This is a genomic window from Pseudomonas sp. P8_229 (assembly GCF_034008635.1).
GTDB lineage: Bacteria > Pseudomonadota > Gammaproteobacteria > Pseudomonadales > Pseudomonadaceae > Aquipseudomonas.
On the sequence record NZ_CP125378.1, the window covers coordinates 551,247 to 576,220 of the forward strand.

24 protein-coding genes are annotated in these 24,974 nt (G+C 61.0%); 12 read left to right on the forward strand and 12 right to left on the reverse strand.

The window, feature by feature from the left end:
• Positions 1–43 precede the first annotated feature (43 nt).
• Positions 44–1,339, forward strand: coding sequence for an FAD-binding oxidoreductase (locus QMK55_RS02300; protein WP_320328576.1), 1,296 nt, complete (start codon positions 44–46; stop codon positions 1,337–1,339).
• Between the two features lie 370 nt (positions 1,340–1,709).
• Here the strand turns inward: QMK55_RS02300 and QMK55_RS02305 are convergent, their stop codons facing one another.
• Together QMK55_RS02305 and QMK55_RS02310 are read right to left on the reverse strand one after the other, a co-directional pair.
• On the reverse strand, positions 1,710–2,495 hold the full coding sequence (locus tag QMK55_RS02305; RefSeq protein WP_320328577.1) for a DeoR/GlpR family DNA-binding transcription regulator: 786 nt from the start codon (positions 2,493–2,495) through the stop codon (positions 1,710–1,712).
• Positions 2,496–2,746: 251 nt separating this feature from the next.
• Positions 2,747–3,640: a LysR family transcriptional regulator gene (locus QMK55_RS02310; RefSeq protein WP_320328578.1), complete on the reverse strand. Its 894-nt coding sequence runs from the start codon at positions 3,638–3,640 to the stop codon at positions 2,747–2,749.
• A gap of 84 nt (positions 3,641–3,724) precedes the next feature.
• Between QMK55_RS02310 and QMK55_RS02315 the strand changes: the two genes are divergently transcribed.
• Positions 3,725–4,501, forward strand: a complete 777-nt coding sequence (locus tag QMK55_RS02315; RefSeq protein WP_102358391.1) for an NAD(P)H-dependent oxidoreductase — start codon at positions 3,725–3,727, stop codon at positions 4,499–4,501.
• A 63-nt stretch (positions 4,502–4,564) separates the two neighbouring features.
• Here QMK55_RS02315 and QMK55_RS02320 read toward each other — a convergent pair whose 3' ends face one another.
• Positions 4,565–5,083, reverse strand: a complete 519-nt coding sequence (locus QMK55_RS02320; protein WP_320328579.1) for a transporter suffix domain-containing protein — start codon at positions 5,081–5,083, stop codon at positions 4,565–4,567.
• 130 nt (positions 5,084–5,213) lie between these two features.
• On the opposite strand from QMK55_RS02320, the gene QMK55_RS02325 reads away from it, so the two are divergent.
• The 3 genes from QMK55_RS02325 to QMK55_RS02335 are packed head-to-tail and all read left to right on the forward strand — an operon-like array spanning position 5,214 to position 8,893.
• Complete coding sequence (locus tag QMK55_RS02325; RefSeq protein WP_320328580.1) at positions 5,214–6,767, forward strand: TolC family protein; 1,554 nt, start codon at positions 5,214–5,216, stop codon at positions 6,765–6,767.
• Positions 6,760–7,884, forward strand: a complete 1,125-nt coding sequence (locus tag QMK55_RS02330; RefSeq protein WP_320328581.1) for an HlyD family secretion protein — start codon at positions 6,760–6,762, stop codon at positions 7,882–7,884. The genes QMK55_RS02325 and QMK55_RS02330 overlap by 8 nt, the downstream gene beginning before the upstream one ends.
• On the forward strand, positions 7,874–8,893 hold the full coding sequence (locus QMK55_RS02335) for a DUF2955 domain-containing protein (RefSeq protein WP_102358388.1): 1,020 nt from the start codon (positions 7,874–7,876) through the stop codon (positions 8,891–8,893). Before QMK55_RS02330 ends, QMK55_RS02335 begins: the two co-directional genes overlap by 11 nt.
• On the opposite strand, the gene QMK55_RS02340 is transcribed toward QMK55_RS02335, so the two are convergent.
• The 3 genes from QMK55_RS02340 to QMK55_RS02350 are packed head-to-tail and all read right to left on the reverse strand — an operon-like array spanning position 8,894 to position 10,797.
• Positions 8,894–9,913, reverse strand: a complete 1,020-nt coding sequence (locus tag QMK55_RS02340) for an AbrB family transcriptional regulator (RefSeq protein WP_320328582.1) — start codon at positions 9,911–9,913, stop codon at positions 8,894–8,896.
• Between the two features lie 38 nt (positions 9,914–9,951).
• Positions 9,952–10,374 (reverse strand): HD domain-containing protein, encoded by a 423-nt coding sequence (locus tag QMK55_RS02345; RefSeq protein WP_102358386.1) that lies wholly within the window; start codon positions 10,372–10,374, stop codon positions 9,952–9,954.
• 15 nt (positions 10,375–10,389) lie between these two features.
• Positions 10,390–10,797, reverse strand: coding sequence for a hypothetical protein (locus QMK55_RS02350; RefSeq protein ID WP_320328583.1), 408 nt, complete (start codon positions 10,795–10,797; stop codon positions 10,390–10,392).
• Between the two features lie 309 nt (positions 10,798–11,106).
• Here QMK55_RS02350 and QMK55_RS02355 point away from each other — a divergent pair, with 309 nt between their 5' ends.
• Positions 11,107–11,625, forward strand: coding sequence for a hypothetical protein (locus tag QMK55_RS02355; RefSeq protein ID WP_178082162.1), 519 nt, complete (start codon positions 11,107–11,109; stop codon positions 11,623–11,625).
• A gap of 373 nt (positions 11,626–11,998) precedes the next feature.
• Here the strand turns inward: QMK55_RS02355 and QMK55_RS02360 are convergent, their stop codons facing one another.
• The 4 genes from QMK55_RS02360 to QMK55_RS02375 all read right to left on the reverse strand — a co-directional run bounded on the left by QMK55_RS02360 (position 11,999) and on the right by QMK55_RS02375 (position 17,508).
• Positions 11,999–12,547, reverse strand: coding sequence for a cupin domain-containing protein (locus QMK55_RS02360; RefSeq protein WP_007950154.1), 549 nt, complete (start codon positions 12,545–12,547; stop codon positions 11,999–12,001).
• Between the two features lie 490 nt (positions 12,548–13,037).
• On the reverse strand, positions 13,038–14,321 hold the full coding sequence (locus QMK55_RS02365; protein ID WP_320328584.1) for an FAD-binding oxidoreductase: 1,284 nt from the start codon (positions 14,319–14,321) through the stop codon (positions 13,038–13,040).
• Between the two features lie 51 nt (positions 14,322–14,372).
• On the reverse strand, positions 14,373–15,863 hold the full coding sequence (locus QMK55_RS02370; RefSeq protein WP_102358382.1) for an aldehyde dehydrogenase: 1,491 nt from the start codon (positions 15,861–15,863) through the stop codon (positions 14,373–14,375).
• A gap of 268 nt (positions 15,864–16,131) precedes the next feature.
• On the reverse strand, positions 16,132–17,508 hold the full coding sequence (locus QMK55_RS02375; RefSeq protein ID WP_102358380.1) for a glutamine synthetase family protein: 1,377 nt from the start codon (positions 17,506–17,508) through the stop codon (positions 16,132–16,134).
• 281 nt (positions 17,509–17,789) lie between these two features.
• Between QMK55_RS02375 and QMK55_RS02380 the strand changes: the two genes are divergently transcribed.
• The 5 genes from QMK55_RS02380 (at position 17,790) to QMK55_RS02400 (ending at position 23,168) form a co-directional block, all read left to right on the forward strand.
• Entirely contained in the window at positions 17,790–18,551 is a 762-nt protein-coding gene (locus QMK55_RS02380) for a gamma-glutamyl-gamma-aminobutyrate hydrolase family protein (protein WP_102358379.1), read from the forward strand.
• A gap of 371 nt (positions 18,552–18,922) precedes the next feature.
• Positions 18,923–20,065 carry an ABC transporter ATP-binding protein gene (locus QMK55_RS02385; RefSeq protein ID WP_102358378.1) on the forward strand — a complete coding sequence of 381 codons (1,143 nt, stop codon included), beginning with the start codon at positions 18,923–18,925 and terminating at the stop codon, positions 20,063–20,065.
• 29 nt (positions 20,066–20,094) lie between these two features.
• Complete coding sequence (locus QMK55_RS02390; RefSeq protein WP_178082163.1) at positions 20,095–20,976, forward strand: ABC transporter permease subunit; 882 nt, start codon at positions 20,095–20,097, stop codon at positions 20,974–20,976.
• Positions 20,973–21,845, forward strand: coding sequence for an ABC transporter permease subunit (locus QMK55_RS02395; RefSeq protein WP_102358376.1), 873 nt, complete (start codon positions 20,973–20,975; stop codon positions 21,843–21,845). The genes QMK55_RS02390 and QMK55_RS02395 overlap by 4 nt, the downstream gene beginning before the upstream one ends.
• A gap of 225 nt (positions 21,846–22,070) precedes the next feature.
• Positions 22,071–23,168: a polyamine ABC transporter substrate-binding protein gene (locus tag QMK55_RS02400; protein ID WP_102358375.1), complete on the forward strand. Its 1,098-nt coding sequence runs from the start codon at positions 22,071–22,073 to the stop codon at positions 23,166–23,168.
• A gap of 345 nt (positions 23,169–23,513) precedes the next feature.
• Here the strand turns inward: QMK55_RS02400 and thpR are convergent, their stop codons facing one another.
• Positions 23,514–24,053: an RNA 2',3'-cyclic phosphodiesterase gene (thpR, locus tag QMK55_RS02405; protein WP_320328585.1), complete on the reverse strand. Its 540-nt coding sequence runs from the start codon at positions 24,051–24,053 to the stop codon at positions 23,514–23,516.
• Positions 24,054–24,158: 105 nt separating this feature from the next.
• Here thpR and QMK55_RS02410 point away from each other — a divergent pair, with 105 nt between their 5' ends.
• Positions 24,159–24,353 (forward strand): hypothetical protein, encoded by a 195-nt coding sequence (locus tag QMK55_RS02410; RefSeq protein ID WP_320328586.1) that lies wholly within the window; start codon positions 24,159–24,161, stop codon positions 24,351–24,353.
• Positions 24,354–24,620: 267 nt separating this feature from the next.
• Here QMK55_RS02410 and QMK55_RS02415 read toward each other — a convergent pair whose 3' ends face one another.
• Positions 24,621–24,974 (reverse strand): DUF1428 domain-containing protein, encoded by a 354-nt coding sequence (locus tag QMK55_RS02415; RefSeq protein ID WP_320328587.1) that lies wholly within the window; start codon positions 24,972–24,974, stop codon positions 24,621–24,623.

Here is a 24,974-nt window from a genome sequence, read left to right on the forward strand (position 1 = left end):
AGCGGGCTTGCACTCTGACTCCCGAATTTGTGTGGACACTGACATGACCGAACGCTGCAATTCCTACTACACCGCCACGCTCAACCAGGACACCGACTACCCGACCCTGCAAGGCCGCCACCAGGTCGATGTGGTGATCATCGGCGGCGGTTTCACCGGTGTTGCCACCGCCGTCGAACTCGCCGAAAAGGGCCTGAAAGTCGCCATCGTCGAGAGCCATAAAATCGGCTGGGGCGCCACCGGGCGCAATGGCGGGCAAGTCACCGGCAGCCTCTCCGGCGACGGCGCGATGCGCAAACAGATGCGCCCGAAACTCGGCGATGAAGTCGACGATTTCATCTGGCACCTGCGCTGGCGCGGACACGAAATCATCCAGCAGCGCGTCGAGAAATATGGCATCCAGTGCGACCTCAAGCACGGCCATCTGCACGCAGCCTACAAACCGAGTCACATGGACGGTTTGCGCCAGGATTACGAAGAAGCCGTGCGCCGTGGGATGGCCGACGAGGTCAGCCTGCTCGACCGCAGTCAGGTGCGCGATCTGCTGCAAAGCGACCTCTACCACGGCGCAATCAGGAACACCCGCAACATGCACCTGCACCCGCTCAACCTGTGCATTGGCGAGGCGCGGGCGGCGGAAAGTCTGGGGGCGCTGATCTTCGAAAACAGTGAAGTACTGGAGATCATTCACGGCACGGCTCCTCACAAAAGCCCTGGCGTCAGAACCGCCCACGGCCAGATCGATGCCAGGCAGGTGATGCTCGCCGGTGACGTCTATCACAAGCTTGAACCGGGTCAGCTCAAGGGCAAGATTTTCCCGGCCATGGGCGGCATTGTCACCACCGCGCCGCTGGGAGACCTGGCGCGGCAGATCAACCCCGAGGACCTGGCGGTGTACGACTGCCGCTTCGTCCTCGATTACTACCGCCTCACGGCCGACGGTCGGCTGCTGTTCGGCGGCGGCGCCAACTACAGCGGCAAGGATTCGCGGGACATCGCCGCCGAGCTGCGCCCGTGCATCGAGCAGACGTTCCCGGCGCTCAGAGGGGTGAAAATCGATTACCAGTGGAGCTGCGCGATGGGCATCGTGATCAACCGCATCCCGCAACTGGGCAAGCTCTCGGACAACGTCTGGTATTGCCAGGGCTACTCGGGACACGGCATCGCGACGACGCACATCATGGGCGAAATCATGAGCCGGGCGATCACCGGGCAGATGGAACAGTTCGACACCTTTGCCGCGTGCCAGCATATTCGCGTGCCAATGGGGGATTTGCTGGGCAACCCGCTGTTGGCGGCGGGGATGTGGTATTACCAGATGCTCGAAAAACTGCGTTGATCGCACAGGCCCTTTCGCGAGCAAGCCCGCTCCCACATTCGAATGCATTCCAAATGTGGGAGCGGGCTTGCTCGCGAAGACGCCAGCAGCCCCAATACAAATCTCAACCAGTCAACTGCTCCCACATTGGAGTCCATTCCAAATGTGGGCGCGAGCCTGCTCGCGAAGACGCCAGCAGCCCCAATACAAATCTCAACCAGACAACTGCTCCCACATTGGAGTCCATTCCAAATGTGGGCGCGGGCTTGCTCGCGAAGACGCCAGCAGCCCCAATACAAATCTCAACCAGACAACTGCTCCCACATTGGAGTCCATTCCAAATGTGGGAGCGGGCTTGCTCGCGAAGACGCCAGCAGCCTTACTACAAATTTCAGTCCGGCAACTGCTCCACCACAATCCCCAACCGCCGATAATCCTCGACACTGCCCGACGCCACATGCCGTTCGGTAATCAGCGTATGCAGACGAGCACAAGAAGCCACCACAAACGGCTCCACCGCCCCCAACTTGTCCGCCGTGGTCACTGCAATCACCCGCGTCGCACTGTCGAGCAAAGCCTGTTTGACCGGCACTTCATCGAAATGCAGCGAGGTGATGCCCACCTCCGGGTGAATCGCGCAGACCCCGGTAAACGCCAGATCCGCCTTGATCCCGGCCAGCATGCGCACCGCCTCATGCCCGCCGGCCGACATCGTGCGCGGGTTCAGTTGCCCGCCGGCCAGAATCACCTTCACGCCCTTGTACTCGGACAAGGCAATGGCCGTCATCGGCGCCGCCGTCACCGCCGTGATCTGGATATCCGCGCGCATCGAGCGCGCGACCTGCAACGTGGTCGAGCCGGAATCGAACAGCACAATCTGGCCGTCCTCGACCTTTTGCGCCGCCACCTGCGCCAGACGCACCTTCACCTCGTCGCTCTCCTCCAGGCGGGTGAAGTAGTCCTTGCCGGTGTCCTTGGGTCGCGGCAGCGCCCCGCCGTGCACCCGCTGCACCAAGCCCGCGTGGTCCAGTTCGGCGAGATCGCGGCGAATGGTGTCTTCGGACACGGCAAAATGCTGGCTCAACTCCGAAGCCATGACCTTGCCGTCGCGTTCAAGGATCAGGAGGATTTTCTGCCGACGCAGGGACGGCAGTTCGGTGACCGAATGATCGTGCATGAGTTTGCCTGTTTGTGCTTGTAGTTGCAGGTTTTCCGAGACTAGCGAAAGCCCCGGGCAAACACAAACCGGCCGGTATCAATTGTTTCGATCATTGGAATCAACAAGCCGAATTTTTTCTTTGCCTGGCGCCTGTTCAGAATGGCCCCACTCCAAAAAGGCTCAGGATGAACAGCTGATGAATCTCAATTTTGCGTTTGCGTGCATGATCGTCGTGTCTTTTGCGATTGCCCTGGGCCACGCCTGAGGCGCTAGACCGACGCCGCCAGATGTTCACGCAACCACTTGTGTGCCGGATCGCGGTGCGAGCGTTCGCCCCAGAACATCGCCATTTCGTAGCCCGGCACCTGCAGTGGTGCGTCGACCACCTGCAACGCCGGGTTGCCGCGCACCAGCCGTGACGGCAGCATCGCCACCAGATCCGTGCTGACCAGCACCGACATCACCATCAGAAAATGTGGCACCGACAGCACCACGTTGCGCGCCAGGCCGACCTCGGCCAGAGCCTTGTCGGTCACGCCAAAAAAGCCCCCGCCCTCGCGCGACACCATCACGTGTTCCAGTGCGCAGAACTGTTCGCGGTTCGGCTTGCGCTTCAAGCGCGGATGGCCGACGCGACCGGCCAATACGTAGTGCTCGGTGAACAGCACCCGTTGATGCAGATCCAGCGGCGCGTCTTCGGTGATGTGCAACGCCAGGTCGAACACGCCCTGCTCCGCCTGCTTGACCAACTGCGCCGGCATCAGGTCGAGCACCGCCAGCCGCGTGCCCGGTGCCTGAATGCGCAGACCGCTGAGGGCCGGCAGCACCACCGTCGATTCACCGTAATCGGTCGCCGAGACTTTCCAGATCTGGCTGGCCTGCGCCGGATCGAACGCACTGGCCGGCGCCACCGCCCGTTCCAGTGCTTCCAGCGCCTCGCGCAACGGCTCGCGCAATTCATCGGCCCGCGCGGTTGGCCGCATGCCCCGTGGCCCGGGCAGCAACAGCGGGTCGGCAAAGATGTCGCGCAGCTTGGCCAGGTGCACACTCACCGACGGCTGCGACAGGTTCAACCGCTCTGCGGCGCGGGTTACGTTGTGTTCTGCCAATAACACGTCTAGGGTCAACAGCAAGTTGATGTCCAGACGTCGTAAATTATTCATGGCTATACCTGACATATCAGACATTCATTTCCAATATACCGATCAAGGATTGATCCTGCTTACATTCAACCAAGGAGTTGCAACATGAATGTGCTACTGGTCTACGCCCACCCCGAACCCACCTCGCTCAACGGCTCGCTCAAGGACTTCACCGTCCAGCGCCTGCAGGCCGCCGGTCACTCCGTGCAGGTCTCCGACCTGTACGCGATGAACTGGAAGACCACCCTCGACGCCGACGACGCCCCCGGTCGCGACGAGAGTCGACCGTTCCACGCCTCGCAGGATTCGAAACTGGCTTACCAGCAGGGCCGGCAGTCCGCCGACATTGCCCGCGAGCAGGAAAAACTGCTGTGGGCCGACGCGCTGATCCTGCAGTTCCCGCTGTGGTGGTTCACCATGCCAGCAATCCTCAAGGGCTGGGTCGAACGCGTTTACGCCTACGGGTTCGCCTACGGTGTCGGCGAACATTCCGATAGCCGTTGGGGTGAGCGTTACGGCGAAGGGAAGATGAAAGGCAAGCGTGCGATGTTGGTGGTTACTACCGGAGGCTGGGATTCGCACTACGGCTCACGCGGGATCAACGGGCCGATTGATGACCTGCTGTTTCCGATTCAGCACGGCGTGCTGTTTTATCCCGGTTTCGAGGTGGTGCCGCCATTCCTGGTGTACCGCGCCAGCCGCATGGATGAAGCGCGGTTTGCCGAGACCTGCGAAGCGCTGGGCACGCGTCTGGATGAGTTGTGGAGCACGCGGCCGATTGCGTATCGGCAACAGAATGGCGGGGAATATCAGATCCCCGCTCTGACGCTCAAGGATGACATCGCCCCCGGCGAGGAAGGCTTCACCGTCCACCTGCGCTGATCACACCCCGCACCTTGTGGTGAGGGATTTTGTCCCTTCACCACAACGGCTTGCGCTCCGGATTCAGGCCGACACTACCTTCGCCGTGCGCACAAACAGCGCATGCGCCTTGTCCCAGAAATTGCCGCCGAGCACGAAGAAACTGCCGATGAACATCAGGTCACCCAGCAGTTGCATCTGCCACAGATTGGGGCGCAATCCTGGCCAGAAGTTATCGAAATACGGTTCCAGAAACGCGGTCAGCAGCGGCAGCCAGAACATCACCACGCCGATCCGGTGACGCATCGGCCCGACCTGATCGACCGGCGTCGGAATGATCCCCGACACGTAACCGCCGATCTTGCGCTTGAGTTCGGCAAACCCGGCCTTGCCCATCACGGCGATCACCAGCAGCAACAGCACCTTGTTGCTGATGAACAGCACCCCGGTCAGCGCGGCGACTTTCGAGCCGGGCACATCGAGGCTGGCCGCGAGCGGTACCATCAGCCACGAGCCGAGCATCAGGCAGATGATTGCTACACCGGCCTTGAAGCGCCAGTTGGCAGCGGTGGGCGGTACAACCGATTCCTGTGAGGTGTCCATGGCTTCGTACCTTTTTATCGAGGGCGCGGGTCGGGAAGGCGCGCTTGAAAAGCGTAGCAGCAGATTCGCCCGATCAACCGGTCATCTGCCGTCTATGCTCCAGTGATATTTGCGATCAGGGACACGCGCAATGCCTGCCACCACCGCCCTGCTGACACGGCCCGGCCACTTGTTGTTGCTTGGCGCCTTGAGTTTGAGCGGTTGCGTACGCCTGGGACCGGATTTCCAGCCGCCGGGCGAAGCCTGGAGCAAGCAATGGAACAGCACGGCGCTGGAGCAGGCCAGCGAACGGGCCGATCAGCCGGACCTGCGCCAGTGGTGGCAAGTGTTCGCCGACCCGGTGCTCGACCGCCTGATCGCCGAAGCCGATGCACACAACAGCAGCCTGAAAATCGCCGGGTTGCGGGTGCTCGAAGCCCGCGCACAATTGGGCATCGCCGAAAGCGGCCGCTACCCGCAAGTACAGCAGGTCGGCGTCGACAGCCTCTACGTCGATCGCCATCAGGCCGGCGGCAACAACCCGCAGAATCATCAATTCTGGCGACACAGCGCGGCGTTCGATGTCGGCTGGGAGCTGGATTTCTGGGGCCGCTTCAGCCGCGCCATTGAATCGTCCGATGCCAGTTACTTCGCCGCCCAGGCCAACTACGAAGACGCGCTGGTGTTGCTGCGCGCGCAAGTCGCCGACACCTATTTTCTGCTGCGCACCACCGAAGCACGGCTGCGGGTCGCCCGGGAAAACGCCGCCCAGCAGAAACGCAATTTCGAGATCACCGAAAAACTCTTCAACAGCGGCCAGACCGCCGAACTCGACCTGCAACAGGCGAAAACCCAGTACCTGGGCACGCTGAGCAGCCTCCCGGCGTTCGAAGATCAGCTGCTGCGCACCCGTAACGCGCTGGCGGTGCTGGTCGGTCAGCCACCCGGTGGCGCGGCGCTGCTGGCTGAGCAAGCGGGGCTGATTCCACTGGTTGATCGCGCGGTGCTGCAGGACGTCCCGGCGAACCTGCTGCTGCGCCGCCCGGATGTGCGGGCGGCAGAACTGAACGTGGCTGCGCAATCGGCGCTGGTCGGGGTCGCCGAAACCGATCTGTACCCGTCGCTGACTTTACTGGGCAGCATCGTCTGGTCCACCGACACCCTCAGCGCCACCCCGCGCAGCCTCGACCTGATTGGCGGCCCGAGCCTGCGCTGGAACATCTTTGATTACGGGCGTATCCGCAACAATATCCGGGTGCAGGACGCGCGCCTGCAGCAACTGATCGAAGCCTATCGCGACAAGGTGCGCCAGGCCGCGCGCGAGGCCGACGATGCCGCCAGCGGCCTGAGCAAAGCGCTGGAGCGCGAGCGTATTCTGCGCGAGGCCGAAGGTGCGGCGCGACGCTCACTGGTGCTGGCCAACACACAATACCGCGAAGGTTATTCGGACTTTCAACGGGTGCTCGACGCCCAGCGTGCGCTGCTGGAACTGCAAGACAACTATCTGGTCAGCCGCAGCGATGCGGTGAGCAACCTGATCGCCCTGTACAAAGCCCTCGGTGGCGGCTGGCAAAACAGCGCACCGCCGATCGACGAGCCCACCCGGCAACAGATGCAGCAGCGCACCAACTGGGGCGACTTGCTCAACGCACCGCCCGCCCCAGCGGCGTATCCCCTCCCATCGCAGGTAAGCCGCCATGACTGACGCCGCGCCTCCAGCGCCCGCCCCCGCACCGGCTCAGCCTGACCCGGCGAAAAAAGGCATCCGTTGGGTGCTGCTGTTGATCGTGCTGAGTCTGGCCTGGTACCTGTTGGCCGACCGCTACACGCCTTACACCCAGCAGGCGCGGGTCGGCGCGTTCGTGATTCCGGTGGCGGCGGAAGTCGCGGGTCGGGTGATCAAAGTCAACGTGCGCAACAATCAGGACGTCAAGGCTGGCGACATCCTCTTCGAACTCGACCCGCAGCCGCTGCAAATTGCCGTCGACCGCGCCAGGGCGGACCTTGAATCGACCCGCCGTCAAGTCGGCGCCAGCACCGCCGGCATCGCTTCGGCGCAGGCTTCGCTACGCGCCGCGCAGGCCAACGAACTCAAGGCACGCCAGGACAATCAGCGCCTCGAAGGCTTGTACAAACAGGACCCTGGCACGGTCTCGGTGCGCCTGCTGGAAGTGTCGCGCGCCAACCGCGAACAAGCGGTCGCGCAGGTCGCCGCCGCACGCGCCGAAGTGCAACGGGCGCAGGAACAGGAAGGCGGCAACACCGACACCAACGCCCAACTGCGCAGCGCCGCCGCGGCACTGGCCAAGGCCGAACTGGACCTGGCCAACACGCGCATCGGCGCGCGCTCGGCCGGTTTGATCACCGACCTGCGCACCGACGTCGGCCAGTTCACCGCCGTCGGCAGCCCGCTGATGACCCTGATCGCCATTCACGACGTGTGGATCAGCGCCGACCTCACCGAAAACAATCTCGGCCGTGTGCAACCCGGCACCCCGGTGGCGATCGTCCTCGACGCGCTACCCGGCGAAGTGCTCGACGGTCGCGTGCGCAGCGTCGGCTATGGCGTCAGTGTCGGTCAGACCCCAGCGCCCGGCACCCTGCCAAGCATCCAGAACAGCCGCGACTGGCTGCGTCCGGCGCAGCGTTTCCCGGTGATCATCGAGTTCACTGACGAGGCGAAAAAGCGCCTGTTCGACAGCCGTGCGATCCGCGCTGGTGGCCAGGCAGAGGTCATGGCCTTCCCCTCCGAGGGCAATCTGCTCAATCCGTTGGGGCGGCTGTTTGTCGGTCTGATGAGCTGGCTGTCGTATGCCTATTGAGCGCAGCGTGCCGGCGCAACGGGCGTTGCGCCTGGCGTTCGGCACGGCGTTTTGCACCGCCGCCAGCTATGGTTTCGCGTTGCCGTTGCCATTTGTCTCGCCGGTACTGGCGGTGCTTCTGCTCGCCAGCCTGCCGCGTCCGCTGCCGCTGAAAGGCGCGTTGGCGCTGGCGCTGGTGGCCGCGTTCACCACCAGCATCGGCCTGCTGCTGGTGCCGTTGCTGCGTTACTACCCGGTGAGCGGCGTGTTGCTGATCGGCCTCGGCCTGTTTCTGGTGTTCCGCTTTGGCCTGCGTGGCGGTAATCCATTGATCATGATGTTTCTGGTGATCGGCATGACCATGATTTCCGCCGCCGGATTCGCCGAATTCGATCTGGCAATGGCGGTGATCGGCGCGCTGGTCAAAGGCCTGCTGCTGGCGGTGGCGGTGGTCGGCGTCAGCCACACTTTGTTCCCGGAACGCCCCGACAGCCCTGCTGCCCCGAAATCGCCGGCCATGCCTGCCGATGACGTACCGCGCGTGGCCCTGCGCGCCACGCTGATCGTACTGCCGACCTTTCTGCTGGCTCTGAGCGACCCGGCGAGCTACCTGCCGATCATCCTCAAAGCGGTCAGCCTCGGTCAGCAGACCTCCACCACCCAGACCCACCACGCCGGCCGCGAACTGCTTGGCTCAACGCTCCTGGCCGGCGTACTGGCGGTGCTGCTCTGGTGCGGCTTGAGTCTGTTCGTGCACCTGTGGATGTTCTTTCTGTGGACGCTGCTGTTCGGCCTGTGGCTGGCACGCAAACTCTATCGCCTGAGCCCGACGCAATTCAGCCCGGGCTTCTGGATCAACACCCTGATCACCCTGCTCATCCTGCTCGGCCAATCGGTGCAGGACAGTGCAGCGGGCAAGGACGTGTACACCGCGTTCGCGGTGCGCATGGGATTGTTTATTCTGGTGACGCTGTACGGCACGTTGATGATGCATGTGCTGGTCGCGCACAGGTCCGGCGTCAAGGCGTGATCAGCTTTCCGCCCGCACCCGCCGTACCTGCACCAACAACGCCGGCGCAAAGTGCAGCAACACCATCCGCGCCAGATGATGCGTGAGGATAAACACCACGTTCAGCCCGCCGGCGAAGGCGACAATCGCAATCGTCTCGATCGCGCCCGGCATGTACGCCAGCCACAGCGACAAAGCATCACTGCCCAACCACCGCGCCGCCACTTCGGCGAACACCGCCGCGACCACGATCATCAACCCCACCGACACCAGCGCCGTACGACCATGCCGCCCCAGCTCCGCAACGCCCAGGCCCTGAAAGCGCGAACCGATCCGTACGCCGAGAATCAGCGCCGCCAGATTCAGGCTCCAGTCCGGCATATGAAAACCGTGCAGCCATCCCGACTTCACAAACACCGCAGTCAGCAGAATCGCCGTCAACATGAACGGCGCCGGCACGCCAATCACCAGCAACAAGCGCCCGAGCACCACACTCAAGCCGATCAGCGCCAGCACGGTCAACGCCATGCCCGTGCTCAACGGACCGCTTTCAACCACTGCCACCGACGCCTGCCCGGGGATCAAAAAGCTCACCAGCACGGTGATCAACAGCAAGCGCATCAAGTGCACGATGATGACCTTGCTCGAGGCCTTTTCCGACTCCAGCAAATCAAACACCGCCGCCAGTGCGCCGGGGTATACCGCCAACAGCGCGTCGGTGCGGTTCCAGCCTGCGCCGCGCGTCAGCCACCATCCAGCCAGAGCGATCTGTACGGTCAGACACAGCAGCAAAACGCCGAGGCTTGGCAACATGGCCGAGGCCGTCGCGCTGTCCCACGCCTCGAACATCAGCCCGGTGGCGATGCCCAGCGTGACCTGGATGTAGCCCAGCCCATAAGGGGTTGCGGGGGCGAAACCGGTTCGCGTGGTGACCAGCGCAGTGACGAGAATCGCCCCCAGCAACAGGCCATGAGGAACACCGCTGACTTGCAACGCAGCGCCAACGGCGGCAGCGATCAACAAACACAGAATCGATTTCATATTTTCGCCTTCCTGGCTATTCAACTGACCATTGGTACTTACGCGCGCAACCGTCCAATCGCCCGCCGATATTTTTCGATCCGCTCCAGATCCTCCCAACTTGGCGAGGCAATCCGCGACAGGTCGCTGTTCTCTTCCAGATCCGCCAGTTTCACCACCCGGCCAATCGGGTTCTGCGCCGCACGCTCGACGAAATCCTCGTAGGATTCGCCCGGCACTTTGGTCACCGATTCGATGGCTGACAGGACGTCTTCGCTGAAGCCTTCATTGCGCAGATCTTCGAGGCTGATACCGCAATCCTCGACTACATCGTGCAGTACGGCGACGATGCGTTCTTCCAGTGTGTTCATGCGCAACATGACTTTCAGCGGATGCAGAATGTACGGCGCACCGCCCTTGTCCACCTGCCCGGCGTGCGCGGTGGCAGCGAGGGCGATGGCGCGTTCGAGTGTCTGGGGCATGGAGAATTCCTCGGATTAAATACCGTAACGGCCGCCGACGTGGATATTGCGCTTGAGCCAAGCGCCAATCGCCTGCAAACGGCTGAGGGGTTTGGCAGGTTTAGCAGGTTTGGCGGATTCGGAATGTTTTTGCAGAATCAGCGCCACCAGCGTTGCCTGATCTGCACCGTTATTCGCATCGATCAGCTCTGCGACCCACGCACAATCGGCTTTTTTCAGAAACCCACGCCACTCGCCGGGCCAGGCGTCCAGCTCATCCAGTGCCAACCAACGTGCTCCGCCCTGCTCGGCATGCCCACCGCCAATCGATTGCTGGAAGCAGAAAGGCGTGGCCGCTCGGGACAGGTCGATGCAGAAGAAGTAGACGTCGTGGGTCTTGTGTTGCGGCGTGGGGGCATTGTTGCGGCCGCCGATGTCGATCATGGGCAATGTTCCAATCCTTGGGGTGCTAGATGTGTCCGATTGTTTCGCAGTCTACGTCACCGGCGCAAATGAAAAACCGGTGGAAAGCCTTCCTCGCCACGGGGGTCAGTTTTACGTGGAATGCGCCGTCTCAATTTGATAGCTTCAACGCCATCTATTGGCCATCATCCATTGCGAAACAGTGACGGCCAGAGCCCGACAAGGTTCACTGACGCGGGCACTCGCAAAAAGCAGTATCCAACGGTGACAGGCTCCCTGCAAAAGAATCTGTCATCTGTGTTTCCCTTTCCAATACGGACCGATATTCCCATGAAACTGCTGTATGCAGGCTCATTCCTGCTTCTGATTGCGGGCTGCTCGCCAATGCCGCAATACGCTCCCCCTGCCAACGCCCCTCAAGCGCAGATTCGCAGTGAGATGGACGCGGCATTCAACCGTCGTAACTACGTGAGCCTCAGCGCAGCGCCGGCGATAGCCTGCAAATACGGCAGGTCGGTACCCGTGACACCCGCTCTGCGCCTGTTCTCCGTACGCGGAGGGGAACCATCGAATCAGGAAGGTTTTCGAGCCATTGAAGCCGGCAAACCGATCCACCTGCTGCTTGAAGGCGGGGCCAGCGGCAACCGTACCTGTACAGTCGATTTTGTCAGTGAGTTCGTGCCGGGCGCCCGTTATGTGATCAAAGGCGGCCTGACCGGTACCCCGACTGACCTGTACGGCTGCCAGATCAGCATCGTTGATCTGGACTCCGGCGCTCGACTCCTCCAGGCGAAACAGGCACCGGCCAACAACTGCGCTCTGGATCGACTATCAATGCCGGGGTCTTGAACTCGGCCATTCACGTTCGTGACAGACGTTGATCAAACAGATTTTTGCGTCTGAAAAGCTTGTAGGAAACCACCCTATGTGGCGAGGGAGCTTGCTCTCGCTGGCCTGCGAAGCGGCCCCAAAACCGGATAGTCCGTTTCTCCCGAATATGCCGCAGGCCGCGAATTACGCCGACTGCGTCGCCGAGCAGGAGCAAGCTCCCTCGCCACAGGTTCGCGATCTAGGAGCCGTCGTTTCCTCGCAGAATGATAGCGCATAGACATCACTAATATTTATCACATGAAACGGAATGACTTACTAAGAATAAAGTATAAAAAAACCGCATTTCTGCGGCTTTTTAATCTGTTGAGAGGGTAGCTGCGAAGAATCAACGTCAAAAATTCGCCGGCGTATTCGCACTAATAATCTCAGCCTCATCCGCCCCGATATTCCGGAACTTATGCGGCAGCGTGGTCGGAAAGTAATACCCATCCCCCGCATTCAACACACTCACCGACCCATCCACGGTCAACTCCACAGTGCCACGCGTCACCAGCCCACACTCCTCGCCTTCCGCATGCACAATCGGCTCTTCGCCGGAGCTTGCGCCCGGCGCGTATTGCTCACGCAGCAGGCGCATCTGGCGGCTCGGCACGGAGGCGCCGATCAGCAGCAAACGCAGGCCATGGCGGCCGAGGTCTGGCTGTTCATTGGCGCGGAAGACGTATTGGTGTTCGCGCGGGGGCTGGTCGAAGGTGAAGAAGTCGGCCAGGGACATCGGGATGCCTTCGAGCAGCTTTTTCAGCGAGCTGACGGAAGGGCTGACACGATTCTGTTCGATCAGGGAGATGGTGGCATTGGTCACGCCGCTACGCCGGGCCAGCTCGCGCTGGGAGAGTTTGTAGCTTTCGCGTACTAGTTTGAGTCGAGAACCCGTATCCATGACAGCCTTATGTGAGAACGACTTAAGGGCGATGGGGGTGGGTGGCGGGTGACGCGCCGAGGGCGCGGATCACGTTGCTCCCGTGTCCCGGAACCGTGAAAGGCGGCTATTAAATCACGTTTGGTGGTGTTGCTCAGCAGGTTCGATGGACGGTGCGGTAAAAGTCTTTCGGGCCTTGGTAATACGGACCTGTAGGAGTGAGCCTGCTCGCGATTCGGTAGCACATCCAACATCAATTTGCCTGGATGACCGCCTTCGCGAGCAAGCCCGCTCCCACAGGGTTTGTGGTGTTTCTGTGGGAGGGATGATGGCTGGGTTGGCCCCATCGCGAGCAGGCTCACTCCTACAATTTGATCTTTGGTATTTCAGCAGGATTGATTTTGCCTTTGCTGGCCTCTTCGCGAGCAAGCCCGTTCCCACAGTTGGACATCTGGGGTATTGCGAGAATAAAAACCGGCGGGGTCTTGGGGGCCGCCGCCGGGGAGGTAACTTAGATGCCGAAACGGTCGCGCAGCGAATAGTAGACGGCACCGAGGGCGGTCAATGGGGCAGAAAAGGTGCGACCGCCGATCATTGGCATGTGCGGCAGGGAGGCGAAGGCATCGAAGCGTTCAGCGTCGCCGCGGATCATTTCCGAGATCAGTTTGCCGGCCAGGTGCGAGCACGTGACGCCGTGGCCGCTGTAGCCCTGCATGTAGTAGGCGTTTTTCTCGATGCGGCCGAATTGCGGCATGCGTGACATGGTCAGCAGGAAGTTGCCGGTCCAGCGGTAGTCGATTTTCACGTCCTTGAGCTGCGGAAAAGTCTTGAGGATCTTCGGGCGGATCAGTTGTTCGATGTCGTCCGGTTCACGAGCGCCATAGACCACGCCGCCGCCGTACAGCAGACGGTTGTCAGCGGTGAGACGGTAGTAATCCAACAGGTAGTTGCAGTCTTCGACACAGTAGTTGTTGGTGATCAGGCTGCGCGCCTGTTTCTCGGTCAACGGTTCGGTGACGACGATCTGCGAGCCGCACGGCATGCTTTTCGCGGTCACGCGGTTGTCCAGGCCTTGCGGCAGGTAGGCGTTGCCGGCGATCAGCAGGTACTTGGCGCGCACCTGGCCTTTGGCCGTGCGCACGACGTTGGGCTCGCCGTATTTGATTTCCACGGCAGCCGACTGCTCGTAGATCTTGCCGCCCAGACGCACGATGGCCGCGGCTTCACCGAGGGCCAGGTTCAGCGGATGAACGTGGCCGCCCTGCATGTCCAGCATGCCGCCAACGTAGGCATCGGAGCCGACTTCGCGACGGATATCAGCAGCGTCGAGCATCTTCAGGTTCTTGTTGCCGTAACGCTCCCAACTGCGCTTTTGCTCGGCGAGACCATTGAGTTGTTTCTTGTTCATCGCTGCGAAGATGCCGCCCGGGCGGTAGTCGCATTTGATGTCGTATTCCTTGATGCGCGAACGGATGATGTCGGCACCTTCGAAGATCATGCTGCCGAGGATTTCTGCAGTCTTGTCGCCGTAGCGCTCTTCGATCACATCGACGTCGCGGCTGTAGGAGTTGACCAGTTGCCCGCCATTGCGACCGCTGGCGCCGTAGCCGACTTTCGCCGCTTCGAGCACGGTCACTTTGTAACCGGCTTCAGTCAGGAACAGCGCCGAGGACAGGCCGGTGTAGCCGGCGCCGATGATGCAGACGTCGCACTCGACCGACTCTTGAAGAACCGGGAAGTCGATGACTTCGTTGCGAGTGGCGGCGTAGTAGCTGTTGACGTGTTGTTGCTTCATTTTATTGTTCTCCGAGGGTCGCTCATCAGAAGCGACCACCGCTGTAGAAAATCAGAGCTTGATCCAGGTCGCTTTCAGCTCGGTGTACTTGTCGAACGCGTGCAGCGATTTGTCGCGACCGTTGCCCGACTGTTTAAAGCCACCGAACGGCGCAGTCATGTCGCCGCCGTCGTACTGGTTGACCCACACGCTGCCGGCACGCAGGCCACGGGCGAAGGTGTGCGCCTTGCTCAGGTTGCTGGTCCAGACGCCGGCGGCGAGGCCGAAGATGCTGTCGTTGGCGATCTGCAGCGCTTCTTCAACGGTGTCGAAGGTGATCAGCGACAGCACCGGGCCGAAGATTTCTTCGCGGGCGATGGTCATCGCGTTGGTCACGCCGTCGAACAGCGCCGGTTGCACGTACAGGCCGCCGGTTTCTTCAAGGGTGCGTTGGCCGCCGGCAATCAGTTCGGCGCCCTGCTCGCGACCGATGCTGATGTAGCGCAGCACGTTGTCCAGTTGACGCTGATCGACCACGGCGCCGACGGTGGTGGCCGGGTCGAGGGCATGCCCCGGTTTCCACGCTTGCAGCGCTTCGACCAGCAGCGGAATGAATTGCTCGCGGATCGAACGCTCGACCAGCAGACGCGAACCGGCGGTGCAGACTTCACCCTGGTTGAACGCGATGGCGCCGGCCGCCGCTTGTGCTGCCGCACGCAAATCCGGTGCGTCGGCAAACACCACGTTGGGACTCTTGCCGCCGGCTTCGAGCCAAACGCGTTTCATGTTGCTTTGGCCGGCATAAATCATCAGTTGCTTGGCAATCGCCGTGGAGCCGGTGAAGGCCAGCACGTCGACATCCATATGCAGCGCCAGCGCCTTGCCAACGGTGTGACCGAAACCTGGCAGAACGTTGAATACGCCTTTCGGAATGCCGGCGTCCAGCGCCAACCGGGCGATGCGGATCGCGGTCAGCGGCGACTTTTCCGAAGGTTTCAGAATGAATGAGTTGCCCGCCGCCAGGGCTGGAGCGAACTTCCAGCTGGCCATGATCAGCGGGAAATTCCACGGCACGATCGCGGCGACCACACCGGACGGTTCGCGGGTCACCAGACCGAGTTGGTCGTGCGGCGTGGCGGCGACTTCGTCGTAGATCTTGTCTATGGCCTCGGCGCTCCAGCGGATCGCGTTGGCGGTCGCCGGGATGTCGATGCTCATCGAGTCGCTGATCGGTTTGCCCATATCGAGGGTTTCCAGCAGCGCCAGTTCTTCCTGGTGTTGCAGGATCAGATCGGCGAAGCGGATCAGGATGCGCTTGCGCTCGGCCGGGGCCTTGTGCGCCCACACGCCGGATTCAAAGGACTGGCGTGCGACTTCGACGGCGAGGTTGGCGTCGGCTTCATCGGTGCTGGCCACGGAGGCGAGGAAACGGCCGTCGACGGGGCTGAGGCATTCGAAGGTGGCGCCGCTGATCGCCGGGCGATATTCACCATTGATGAACGCGCGGGATTCGATGGTCAGGGACTGGAAGCGTTGTTCCCAGTCGTTGCGGGTCGTTGTCATTGTTGTGGCTCGACAAGGGGGAATTGGGGGGTGTCGGGTTGCTGTGTCTGGCTGGAGATGGCTGCCCTCTCCCTAGCCCTCTCCCGGGGGAGAGGGGACCGACCGAAGTGTCTCGGGAGATGCACCGACCTGAACGACCGAGTCGGATATGGATTCGGTAAAAATCGTTCAGGTCGGCGGATTTCCCGAGCATCCCCGGATCAGTCCCCTCTCCCTCTGGGAGAGGGTTAGGGTGAGGGGCTCTTCAGCTTTTGAGGGCCTCAGCCAATCAGACCGTATGCAGATACCAGTTGTACTCAAGGTCAGAGATCGAGTTCTCGAACTCGGCCAGTTCGCTTTCTTTACAAGCGACAAATACATCGATGTACATCGGGTCGATGTAGCGGGCCATGACTTCGCTGTCGTCCAGCTCGCGCAAGGCATCACGCAAGTTGTTCGGCAGGCTCTGTTCGTTCTGCTCGTAGCTGTTGCCTTCGACTGGCGAGCCCGGCTCGATCTGGTTGGTCAGGCCGTGGTGAATACCGGCCAGCACCGAAGCCATCAGCAGGTACGGGTTGGCGTCGGCACCTGCCACACGGTGCTCGATACGCACGGCGTCGGCCGAACCGGTCGGCACACGTACCGCCACGGTACGGTTGTCGATGCCCCAGCTCGGCGAGTTCGGCACGTAGAACTGCGCGCCGAAGCGGCGGTACGAGTTGACGTTCGGGCAGAGGAAGGCCATTTGCGCAGGCAGGGTCTCCAGCACACCGCCGATCGCGTGTCGCAGCGCGGCGTTCTGCTCGGGATCCTCGCTGGCGAAGATGTTGTTGCCTTCTTTGTCCAGGATCGAAATGTGCACGTGCAGACCGTTGCCCGCCTGGCCCGGATACGGCTTGGCCATGAAGGTGGTGTCCATCTCGTGGTCGTAGGCGATGTTCTTCACCAGACGCTTGAGCAGGACCGCGTAGTCGCACGCCTTGATCGGGTCGGAGACGTGATGCAGGTTGACTTCGAACTGCGCCGGGGCGCTTTCCTTGACGATGGCGTCAGCCGGGATGCCCTGCTCTTTCGCACCTTCGAGGATGTCTTGCAGACAGTCGACGTATTCGTCGAGATCGTCGATCAGGTACACCTGAGTCGACACCGGACGCTTGCCGGACACCGGCGAACGTGGCGACTGCGGACGGCCGTTCACGTTGTCCTGGTCGATCAAATAGAACTCCAGTTCGAACGCCGCGCAGATGGTCAGACCCAGTTCGTCGAACTTGCGCACGACGTTGGCCAGCACTTCACGCGGATCGGCGAAGAACGGCTCGCCTTCGATCTCGTGCATGGTCATCAAGAGTTGTGCGGTTGGGCGCTTCTGCCACGGCTCGATGCTCAGGGTGCCCGGGATCGGGTAGCAGATGCGGTCGGCGTCGCCGATGTCCAGACCCAGACCGGTGCTTTCCACCGTAGAACCATTGATGTCCAGCGCGAAGAGAGAGGCCGGCAGGTTGATGCCTTTCTCGTAAACCTTGTGAAGACTGGTGCGCTCGATGCGCTTGCCGCGCACCACACCGTTCATGTCTGCAATCAGAAGGTCGACGTACAAAACCTCAGGATGTTTCTTAAGGAATGCGTTTGCTTCGTTGAGTTGAACGGCACGCAGAGGGACCGACATGATGCACCTATTTAGCTGTTAATTATTATGTTCACCGCTGTTTCGCAGAGCCAGTCAATCCGAAAGGCAAAGTGAAGTCAATAGCGAACACCCGGCCGCTCAGCGTTTATTTTTCGGGCTTTTTTTAACACTCACGTGCCAACGCAGGCGCCACAAGGCCGAAAATCATGAAGATTTGATGAACGGCGTTTAGAATTTTTTACATGGTAGTTGTTAATTAAAATCAACGAGGCTAAGCTCCGGAAAGCTCGTTCAAGTGTCAAACTTCGAGGTGAATAAAAATGGCATTCAAGCCATTGATCGGCGTTACTGCGTGCGTCAAACAGATTGGCCTGCACCCCTATCACATCAGCGGCGACAAATACGTTCGCGCTGTCAGCGTTGCGGCGCTGGGGTTGCCGGTGGTCATTCCTTCCCTTGGCAAACTGACTGAAATCGAAGACCTGCTCGGTCAACTCGACGGTCTGTTGCTGACCGGCTCGCCCTCGAATGTGGAACCCTTCCACTATCAAGGCCCGGCCAGCGCCCCCGGCACGGATCACGATCCGGCACGAGACGCCACTACCCTTCCTCTATTGCGTGCAGCCATTGCGGCGGGCGTTCCGGTGCTCGGCATCTGCCGTGGTTTCCAGGAAATGAACGTGGGCTTCGGCGGCAGCCTGCATCAGAAGGTGCACGAGCTGCCGGGCATGCTCGATCACCGCGAAGCCGACAGTCCGGACCTGGCCGTGCAGTACGCACCGGCGCATGCCGTCACCGTGCTGGCAGGTGGCGTGTTCGAAGCGCTGGAGTTGCCGGGCGAATTCCAGGTCAACTCGATCCACAGTCAGGGCATCGACCGCCTCGCTCCCGGCCTGCGTGCCGAAGCCGTGGCGCCGGATGGCCTGATCGAGGCGGTCTCGGTCGAACACAGCCCGACTTTTGCCCTCGGCGTGCAATGGCACCCGGAATGGCAGGTGCTGGACAACCCGAACTACCTGCGGATTTTCCAGGCGTTCGGCGAAGCCTGCCGGCAACGGGCGGCGCGACGCAACCAGCGCTGAATCAACCCAGGATTTCAAAACTGTTTACTGCCCCCACGGGGTCGGCGGCTGCGCGTGTGCGCATCCGTCATCCGTGAAAACAACAAACCGCAATAACAACAAGTACGACCCAGGCAGCCAGGACGGCGGCGCCGACCAAGCCGGATCGGTATGAGCAGTGCCCGTCAGGACAACGCAAAACCTTGTGGGAGCGGGCTTGCTCGCGAAAGCGGTGCGTCAGGCAATAACGCTGTCGACTGACACGACGCCTTCGCGAGCAAGCCCGCTCCCACAGGGGATGTGATCCGACAGGAAATGCGCTTACAGCTCTGCAATCCACTTTTAAGCCCGGCCACGTTGGCCGAGCGAACGAAACCTGTTGGGAGTTTCACATGGCAAACGCCTCCAGCACTTACCGGAAGGCACTTGAAGGCCATCAGCAACCGAAAAAGGTTCTGGTGAAAGTCGATCGTGTCACCAAGAAGTTCGACGAAACCACGGCAGTGGATGATGTGTCCCTGGAGATCCATCAGGGCGAAATCTTTGCCCTGCTCGGCGGCTCCGGTTCGGGCAAATCGACCCTGCTGCGCATGCTCGCCGGTTTCGAGCGCCCGACTGAAGGGCGGATTCTGCTCGACGGCGTGGACATCACCGACATGCCGCCGTACGAGCGGCCGATCAACATGATGTTCCAGTCCTACGCGCTGTTCCCGCACATGACGGTGGCGCAGAACATTGCCTTCGGCCTCAAGCAGGACCGTTTGCCGGCCAGCGAAATCGACGCCCGCGTCGATGAAATGCTGCGCCTTGTACACATGACCCAATACGCCAAACGCAAACCGCACCAGTTGTCCGGCGGCCAGCGTCAGCGCGTCGCCCTCGCCCGCTCCCTGGCCAAGCGTCCGAAGCTGCTGTTGCTCGACGAACCGATGGGCGCACTGGATAAAAAGCTGCGTTCGCAGATGCAACTGGAGCTGGTGCAGATCATCGAGCGCGTCGGCGTGACCTGCGTGATGGTGACCCACGACCAGGAAGAGGCCATGACCATGGCCGAGCGCATCGCGATCATGCACCTGGGCTGGATCGCGCAGATCGGCAGCCCGGTGGACATCTATGAAGCGCCGGTCAGCCGCATGGTCTGCGAATTCATCGGCAACGTGAACGCCTTCGACGGCACCGTGGTGGAAGACCTTGAAGGTCACGCGATCATTCACAGCCCGGACTTGCAGCAGAAGATCTACGTCGGCCACGGCGTCAGCACCTCGGTGCAGGACAAGTCGATCACCTACGCGATCCGCCCGGAAAAAATGCTCGTCAGCACCCTCAAGCCAGAGACCCGCTACAACTGGTCCGAAGGCAAAGTGCATGACATCGCCTACCTCGGCGGCCACTCGGTGTTCTACGTCGAGCTGCCTGGCGGCAAGATCGTCCAGTCGTTCATGGCCAACGCCGAACGCCGTGGCGCGCGTCCGACCTGGGACGACAAGGTTTACGTGTGGTGGGAAGACGACAGCGGCGTGGTACTGCGCTCATGAGAACCTTCAATCAGCAATTCCTGCGCTTGGTGCCCAGCGGGCGAAAACTCGTCATTGGCATCCCGTTCATCTGGCTGTTCCTGTTCTTCATGCTGCCGTTCTTCCTGGTGATGAAGATCAGTTTCTCGGAAGCTGCGCTGTCGATCCCGCCGTACACGGAGATCTACACCTACGCCGAACAGAAATTCCAGCTGATGCTCAACATCGGCAACTACACCATGCTCGGCGAAGACGAGTTGTACCTGTCGGCCTACCTCGGTTCGCTGAAGGTTGCAGCGCTGAGCACGCTGATGTGCCTGGTGATCGGTTTCCCGATGGCGTATGCGATCACCAAGGCGAGCAAGGAAGCGCAAAACGTCCTGCTGTTGTTGATCATGATGCCGACCTGGACCGCGATTCTGATCCGCGTTTACGCGTGGATGGGCATCCTCAGCAACAACGGTCTGCTCAACGCGTTTCTGATGTGGACGGGGCTCACCGATCACCCGATCGAGATCCTCAACACCAACACGGCCGTGTATATCGGCGTGGTCTACGCCTACCTGCCGTTCATGGTGCTGCCGCTGTACGCCAACCTCGTCAAGCACGATGGCAGCCTGCTGGAAGCCGCGTCGGACCTGGGCTCGAGCAACTTCAACAACTTCTGGAAAATCACCGTGCCGCTGGCCAAGAACGGGATCATCGCTGGCTGCATGCTGGTGTTCATTCCGGTGGTCGGTGAGTTCGTGATTCCGGAACTGCTGGGTGGCCCTGAGACGCTGATGATCGGTCGCGTGCTGTGGCAAGAGTTCTTCAATAACCGCGACTGGCCGGTGGCGTCTGCCCTGGCGGTGGTGATGCTGTTGATCCTGATTGTGCCGATTCTGCTGTTCAACCGCAGTCAGGCCAAAGAGATGGAGGCACGGGGATGAAACGCTTCGGTTTTTCCAAGTTCATGTTGATCTTCGGCCTGATGTTCATTTATCTGCCGATGCTGATCCTGGTGATCTACTCGTTCAACGCCTCCAAACTGGTGACGGTGTGGGGCGGCTGGTCGGTGAAGTGGTACGTCGGCCTGCTCGACAACACGCAACTGATGGGCTCGGTGGTGCGCTCGCTGGAAATCGCCTGCTACACCGCGATTGCTGCCGTTGCGCTGGGCACCCTCGCCGCTTTCGTTCTGACTCGGGTCACGCGCTTCAAGGGTCGCACGCTGTTCGGTGGTCTGGTGACCGCGCCGCTGGTGATGCCGGAAGTAATCACCGGTCTGTCGCTGTTGCTGCTGTTCGTGGCCATGGCGCAGTTGATCGGCTGGCCGCAGGAGCGTGGCATCGTCACCATCTGGATCGCCCACACCACGTTTTGTGCCGCCTATGTGGCGGTGGTAGTCTCCGCCCGCCTGCGTGAACTGGATCTGTCGATCGAAGAAGCCGCGATGGATCTGGGAGCCAAGCCGTTCAAGGTGTTTTTCCTGATCACCATTCCGATGATCGCGCCGTCGCTGGCAGCGGGCGGGATGATGTCGTTCGCCCTGTCGCTGGATGACCTGGTGCTGGCGAGCTTCGTTTCCGGCCCAGGCTCGACAACGTTGCCGATGGAAGTGTTCTCGGCGGTGCGTCTGGGTGTGAAGCCTGAGATCAACGCCGTGGCCAGCCTGATTCTGCTGGCGGTGTCGCTGGTGACCTTCCTGGTCTGGTACTTCGGCCGCAAAGCGGAAGCCAACCGCAAACGGGCGATTCAGGAAGCGATGGATCAGACGGCGAATGAGTCGTGGCAGCAGCCTGCAGCGGCGACTGCCTGACTTGATGAAGATCTGATGTGGTGAGAGGGGTTTTGTGGTGAGGGGATTTATCCCCGATGGGTCGCGAAGCGGCCCCGGCAGGTCTAGCTGAAAACCGAGTACTCAGGTTTTGCGACTGCTTCGCAGCCGATCGGGGATAAATCCCCTCGCCACAGAAGCTGATTCACCACAGATTTACTGCAGTTCAGATTTGTGTTTTTGAATAAAAAGAATGGAGTTTCACCGATGAAAATGTTTGGCAGGACTCTGCTGACACTGTCCTTAATGGGCGCAATCGCCACGGGCGTCCAGGCCAACGACAAGGTGCTGCGTGTTTACAACTGGTCCGATTACATCGCGCCGGACACCGTCAAGAAATTCGAAGACGAGACCGGCATCCAGGTGACCTACGACGTGTTCGACAGCAACGAGACCCTCGAGGCACGTTTGCTGGCGGGCAAATCCGGTTATGACATCGTCGTGCCGTCCAACAGTTTCCTGGCCAAGCAGATCAAGGCCGGGGTCTATCAGCCGCTGGACAAATCGAAGCTGTCGAACTGGAAGAACCTCAACCCGGTGCTGTTGAAAAACGCCTCCGCCAGTGATCCGGACAACGCCCACGCGTTCCCGTACATGTGGGGCTCGATCGGCATCGGCTACAACCCGGACAAGGTCAAGGAAGTGCTCGGCGCCAACGCCCCGACCAACTCCTGGGACCTGCTGTTCAAGCCGCAAAACGCTGAAAAGCTGAAAGCCTGCGGCATCAGTTTCCTCGACTCGCCGACCGAAATGATCCCGGCCGCCCTGCACTATCTGGGCTACCCGGTGAACGACAAGGACAAGGCGCACATCCTCGAAGCCGAAGCGCTGTTCATGAAGATCCGTCCGTACGTGGCGTACTTCCATTCCTCGAAGTACATCTCGGACCTGGCCAACGGCAACATCTGCGTGGCGGTCGGTTACTCCGGTGACGTGCTGCAGGCCAAGGCCCGCGCCGTGGAAGCCGGCAACAAGGTGAAGATCGACTACAGCATTCCGAAGGAAGGCGCCGGCAGTTTCTATGACATGGTCGCGATCCCGCGTGATGCCGCGAACGTCGACAACGCCTACCTGTTCATGAACTTCCTGATGCGCCCGGACATCATTGCCGAGATCACCAACAGCAACGGCTACAGCAACGCCAACTCGGCCGCCACGCCACTGGTGGACGAAGCGATCCGCAACGACCCGGGCTCGTACCCGTCGCAAGCGGTGATGGCAACGTTGTACGCGGTGCCGGATCAACCGATCGCCACGCAGCGGATCATGACCCGAGGCTGGACCCGGGTGAAGCTCGGCAAGTAACCGAATCCCCCTGTGGGAGCGGCGGTGCGACGATTCGACTTGCTCGCGAAAGCAGTGTGCCAGTCAATGAACAGGCTGGCTGTGCCAACCAATAACACCGGCGAATAACCCTGTAGGAGTGAGCCTGCTCGCGATGGCGGTATGTCAGGCAGCAATGATGCTGAATGTGCCGACGTCATCGCGAGCAGGCTCACTCCCACAGTGGGTCGATGTTGTGACACAAAGAACTAATGATTTCCCGTTCACGCAGCGCCTTACCACCGCTGCACCCTGCAATGAACGGCCTCACCTGGCTTCCTCGGCTCAGGTGAATTTCAGGCGCCCTCGGGCGCCTTTTTTGTGCGCTCAATTCAGCGGCCAATCCTGCAGGATCCGGTAGCGCCCCTTGTGCGACTCGAACAGGGCAAAGCGCTCGGCACGCAGGAAAAACTCCGGCGGTGTGGCGGATTCCGGCTCCGCTGCGCGGTAGTCCCGGGCCAGGGTCAGGTGCGGGCGAAACTCGCGCGGCGACTCTTCGAAGCCGAACGGCAGCATCGCCTGTTCCAGCGCATACACCAGGCGCAACAACGCCGGAGGTGCCTGCTCGGGTGCAAGGGAGAGGATCCCGGCGCGATGCCAGACCTGCAGGCGATCCAGCGCAATCTTCAACGTTTCACCCGGCGTGCGCACCTTGCCAGCGGCCTCGCAGACTTCATTGATCTGCGCCAGCGGCACACCACCGAGGAACAGTAGCGTCAGGTGAAAGTTGTCCGCCGGCACCGGTTTGCCTGCCCTCAGCCCCAGGTCGCCGCGCCACTGAGCAATCGCCTTGCGTTGCGGTGGCGGGCAGTCGAGGGCGAAAAACAGTCGCTTGAACGGTTCATCCCTACGCGCGTCATCGGTCATCGCCCTGCTCCTTCGCTCGTTGATCGGCCGATTCTACACAGCCTTCTCTGACGACTCGCGACACCCGGCTATAGTTCAAGGATTGCCATCGAACCGGAGGCCGCCATGCGCGAGATCCTCAGCAAAGAACCGTGGTGGGCCCGACCACCGAACCCCGGGCAGGATGAAACCGAGCTGGAATGGGGCTGGCTGGTGCATTACAGCGAAGGTGAACCGCGCTTCGAATTCGTCCGCGAACGGCCGACGGAGGAAGAAATCCGCAACCGCAAAAGCTGCCGGATTACCCCGTCTTCAGACTGACCACAATCCCTTGTGGGAGCGGCGGTGCGACAATTCGACTTGCCCGCGAAGAGGTCGGCACGGCCAGCATTTTCAGCGGCTGACACTCAGCCATCGCGAGCAAGCCCGCTCCCACACAGTTTTGCAGGATGACGACGATTGTGGGCACGCTACACATCCCCTCTGGGAGCGAGCCTGCTCGCGAAGAGGTCGGCACGGCCAGCATCTTCAGCGGCTGACACACAGCCATCGCGGGCAGGCTCACTCCTACACGGAATCTGCTGAATTTCAGGATTCAAGAATGTCTTTGAAGCCGCCAAAGATCATGCGCTGACCATCAAACCCCATCGGGTTGACGTCCGGTTGCATGCGCGGGTCTTCCATCATTCTGGCCATGCCGGCATCGCGGGTGGCTTTGTCTGGCCAGATCAGCCAGCCGGACGCAACCGTCTCGCCTTCCTTGAGTTTTACCGCCAACGGGAATGACGTGACTTTGCCCTCCGGCACGTCATCGCCCCAGCACTGGACCACATCCTTCGCACCGTATTCCTTGAACAACCTGGCGGCGATCTCACAGTGTTTTTTGTATTGTTCACGATTGGCATTCGGCACAGGTGCTACAAAAATATCGATATAAGCCAT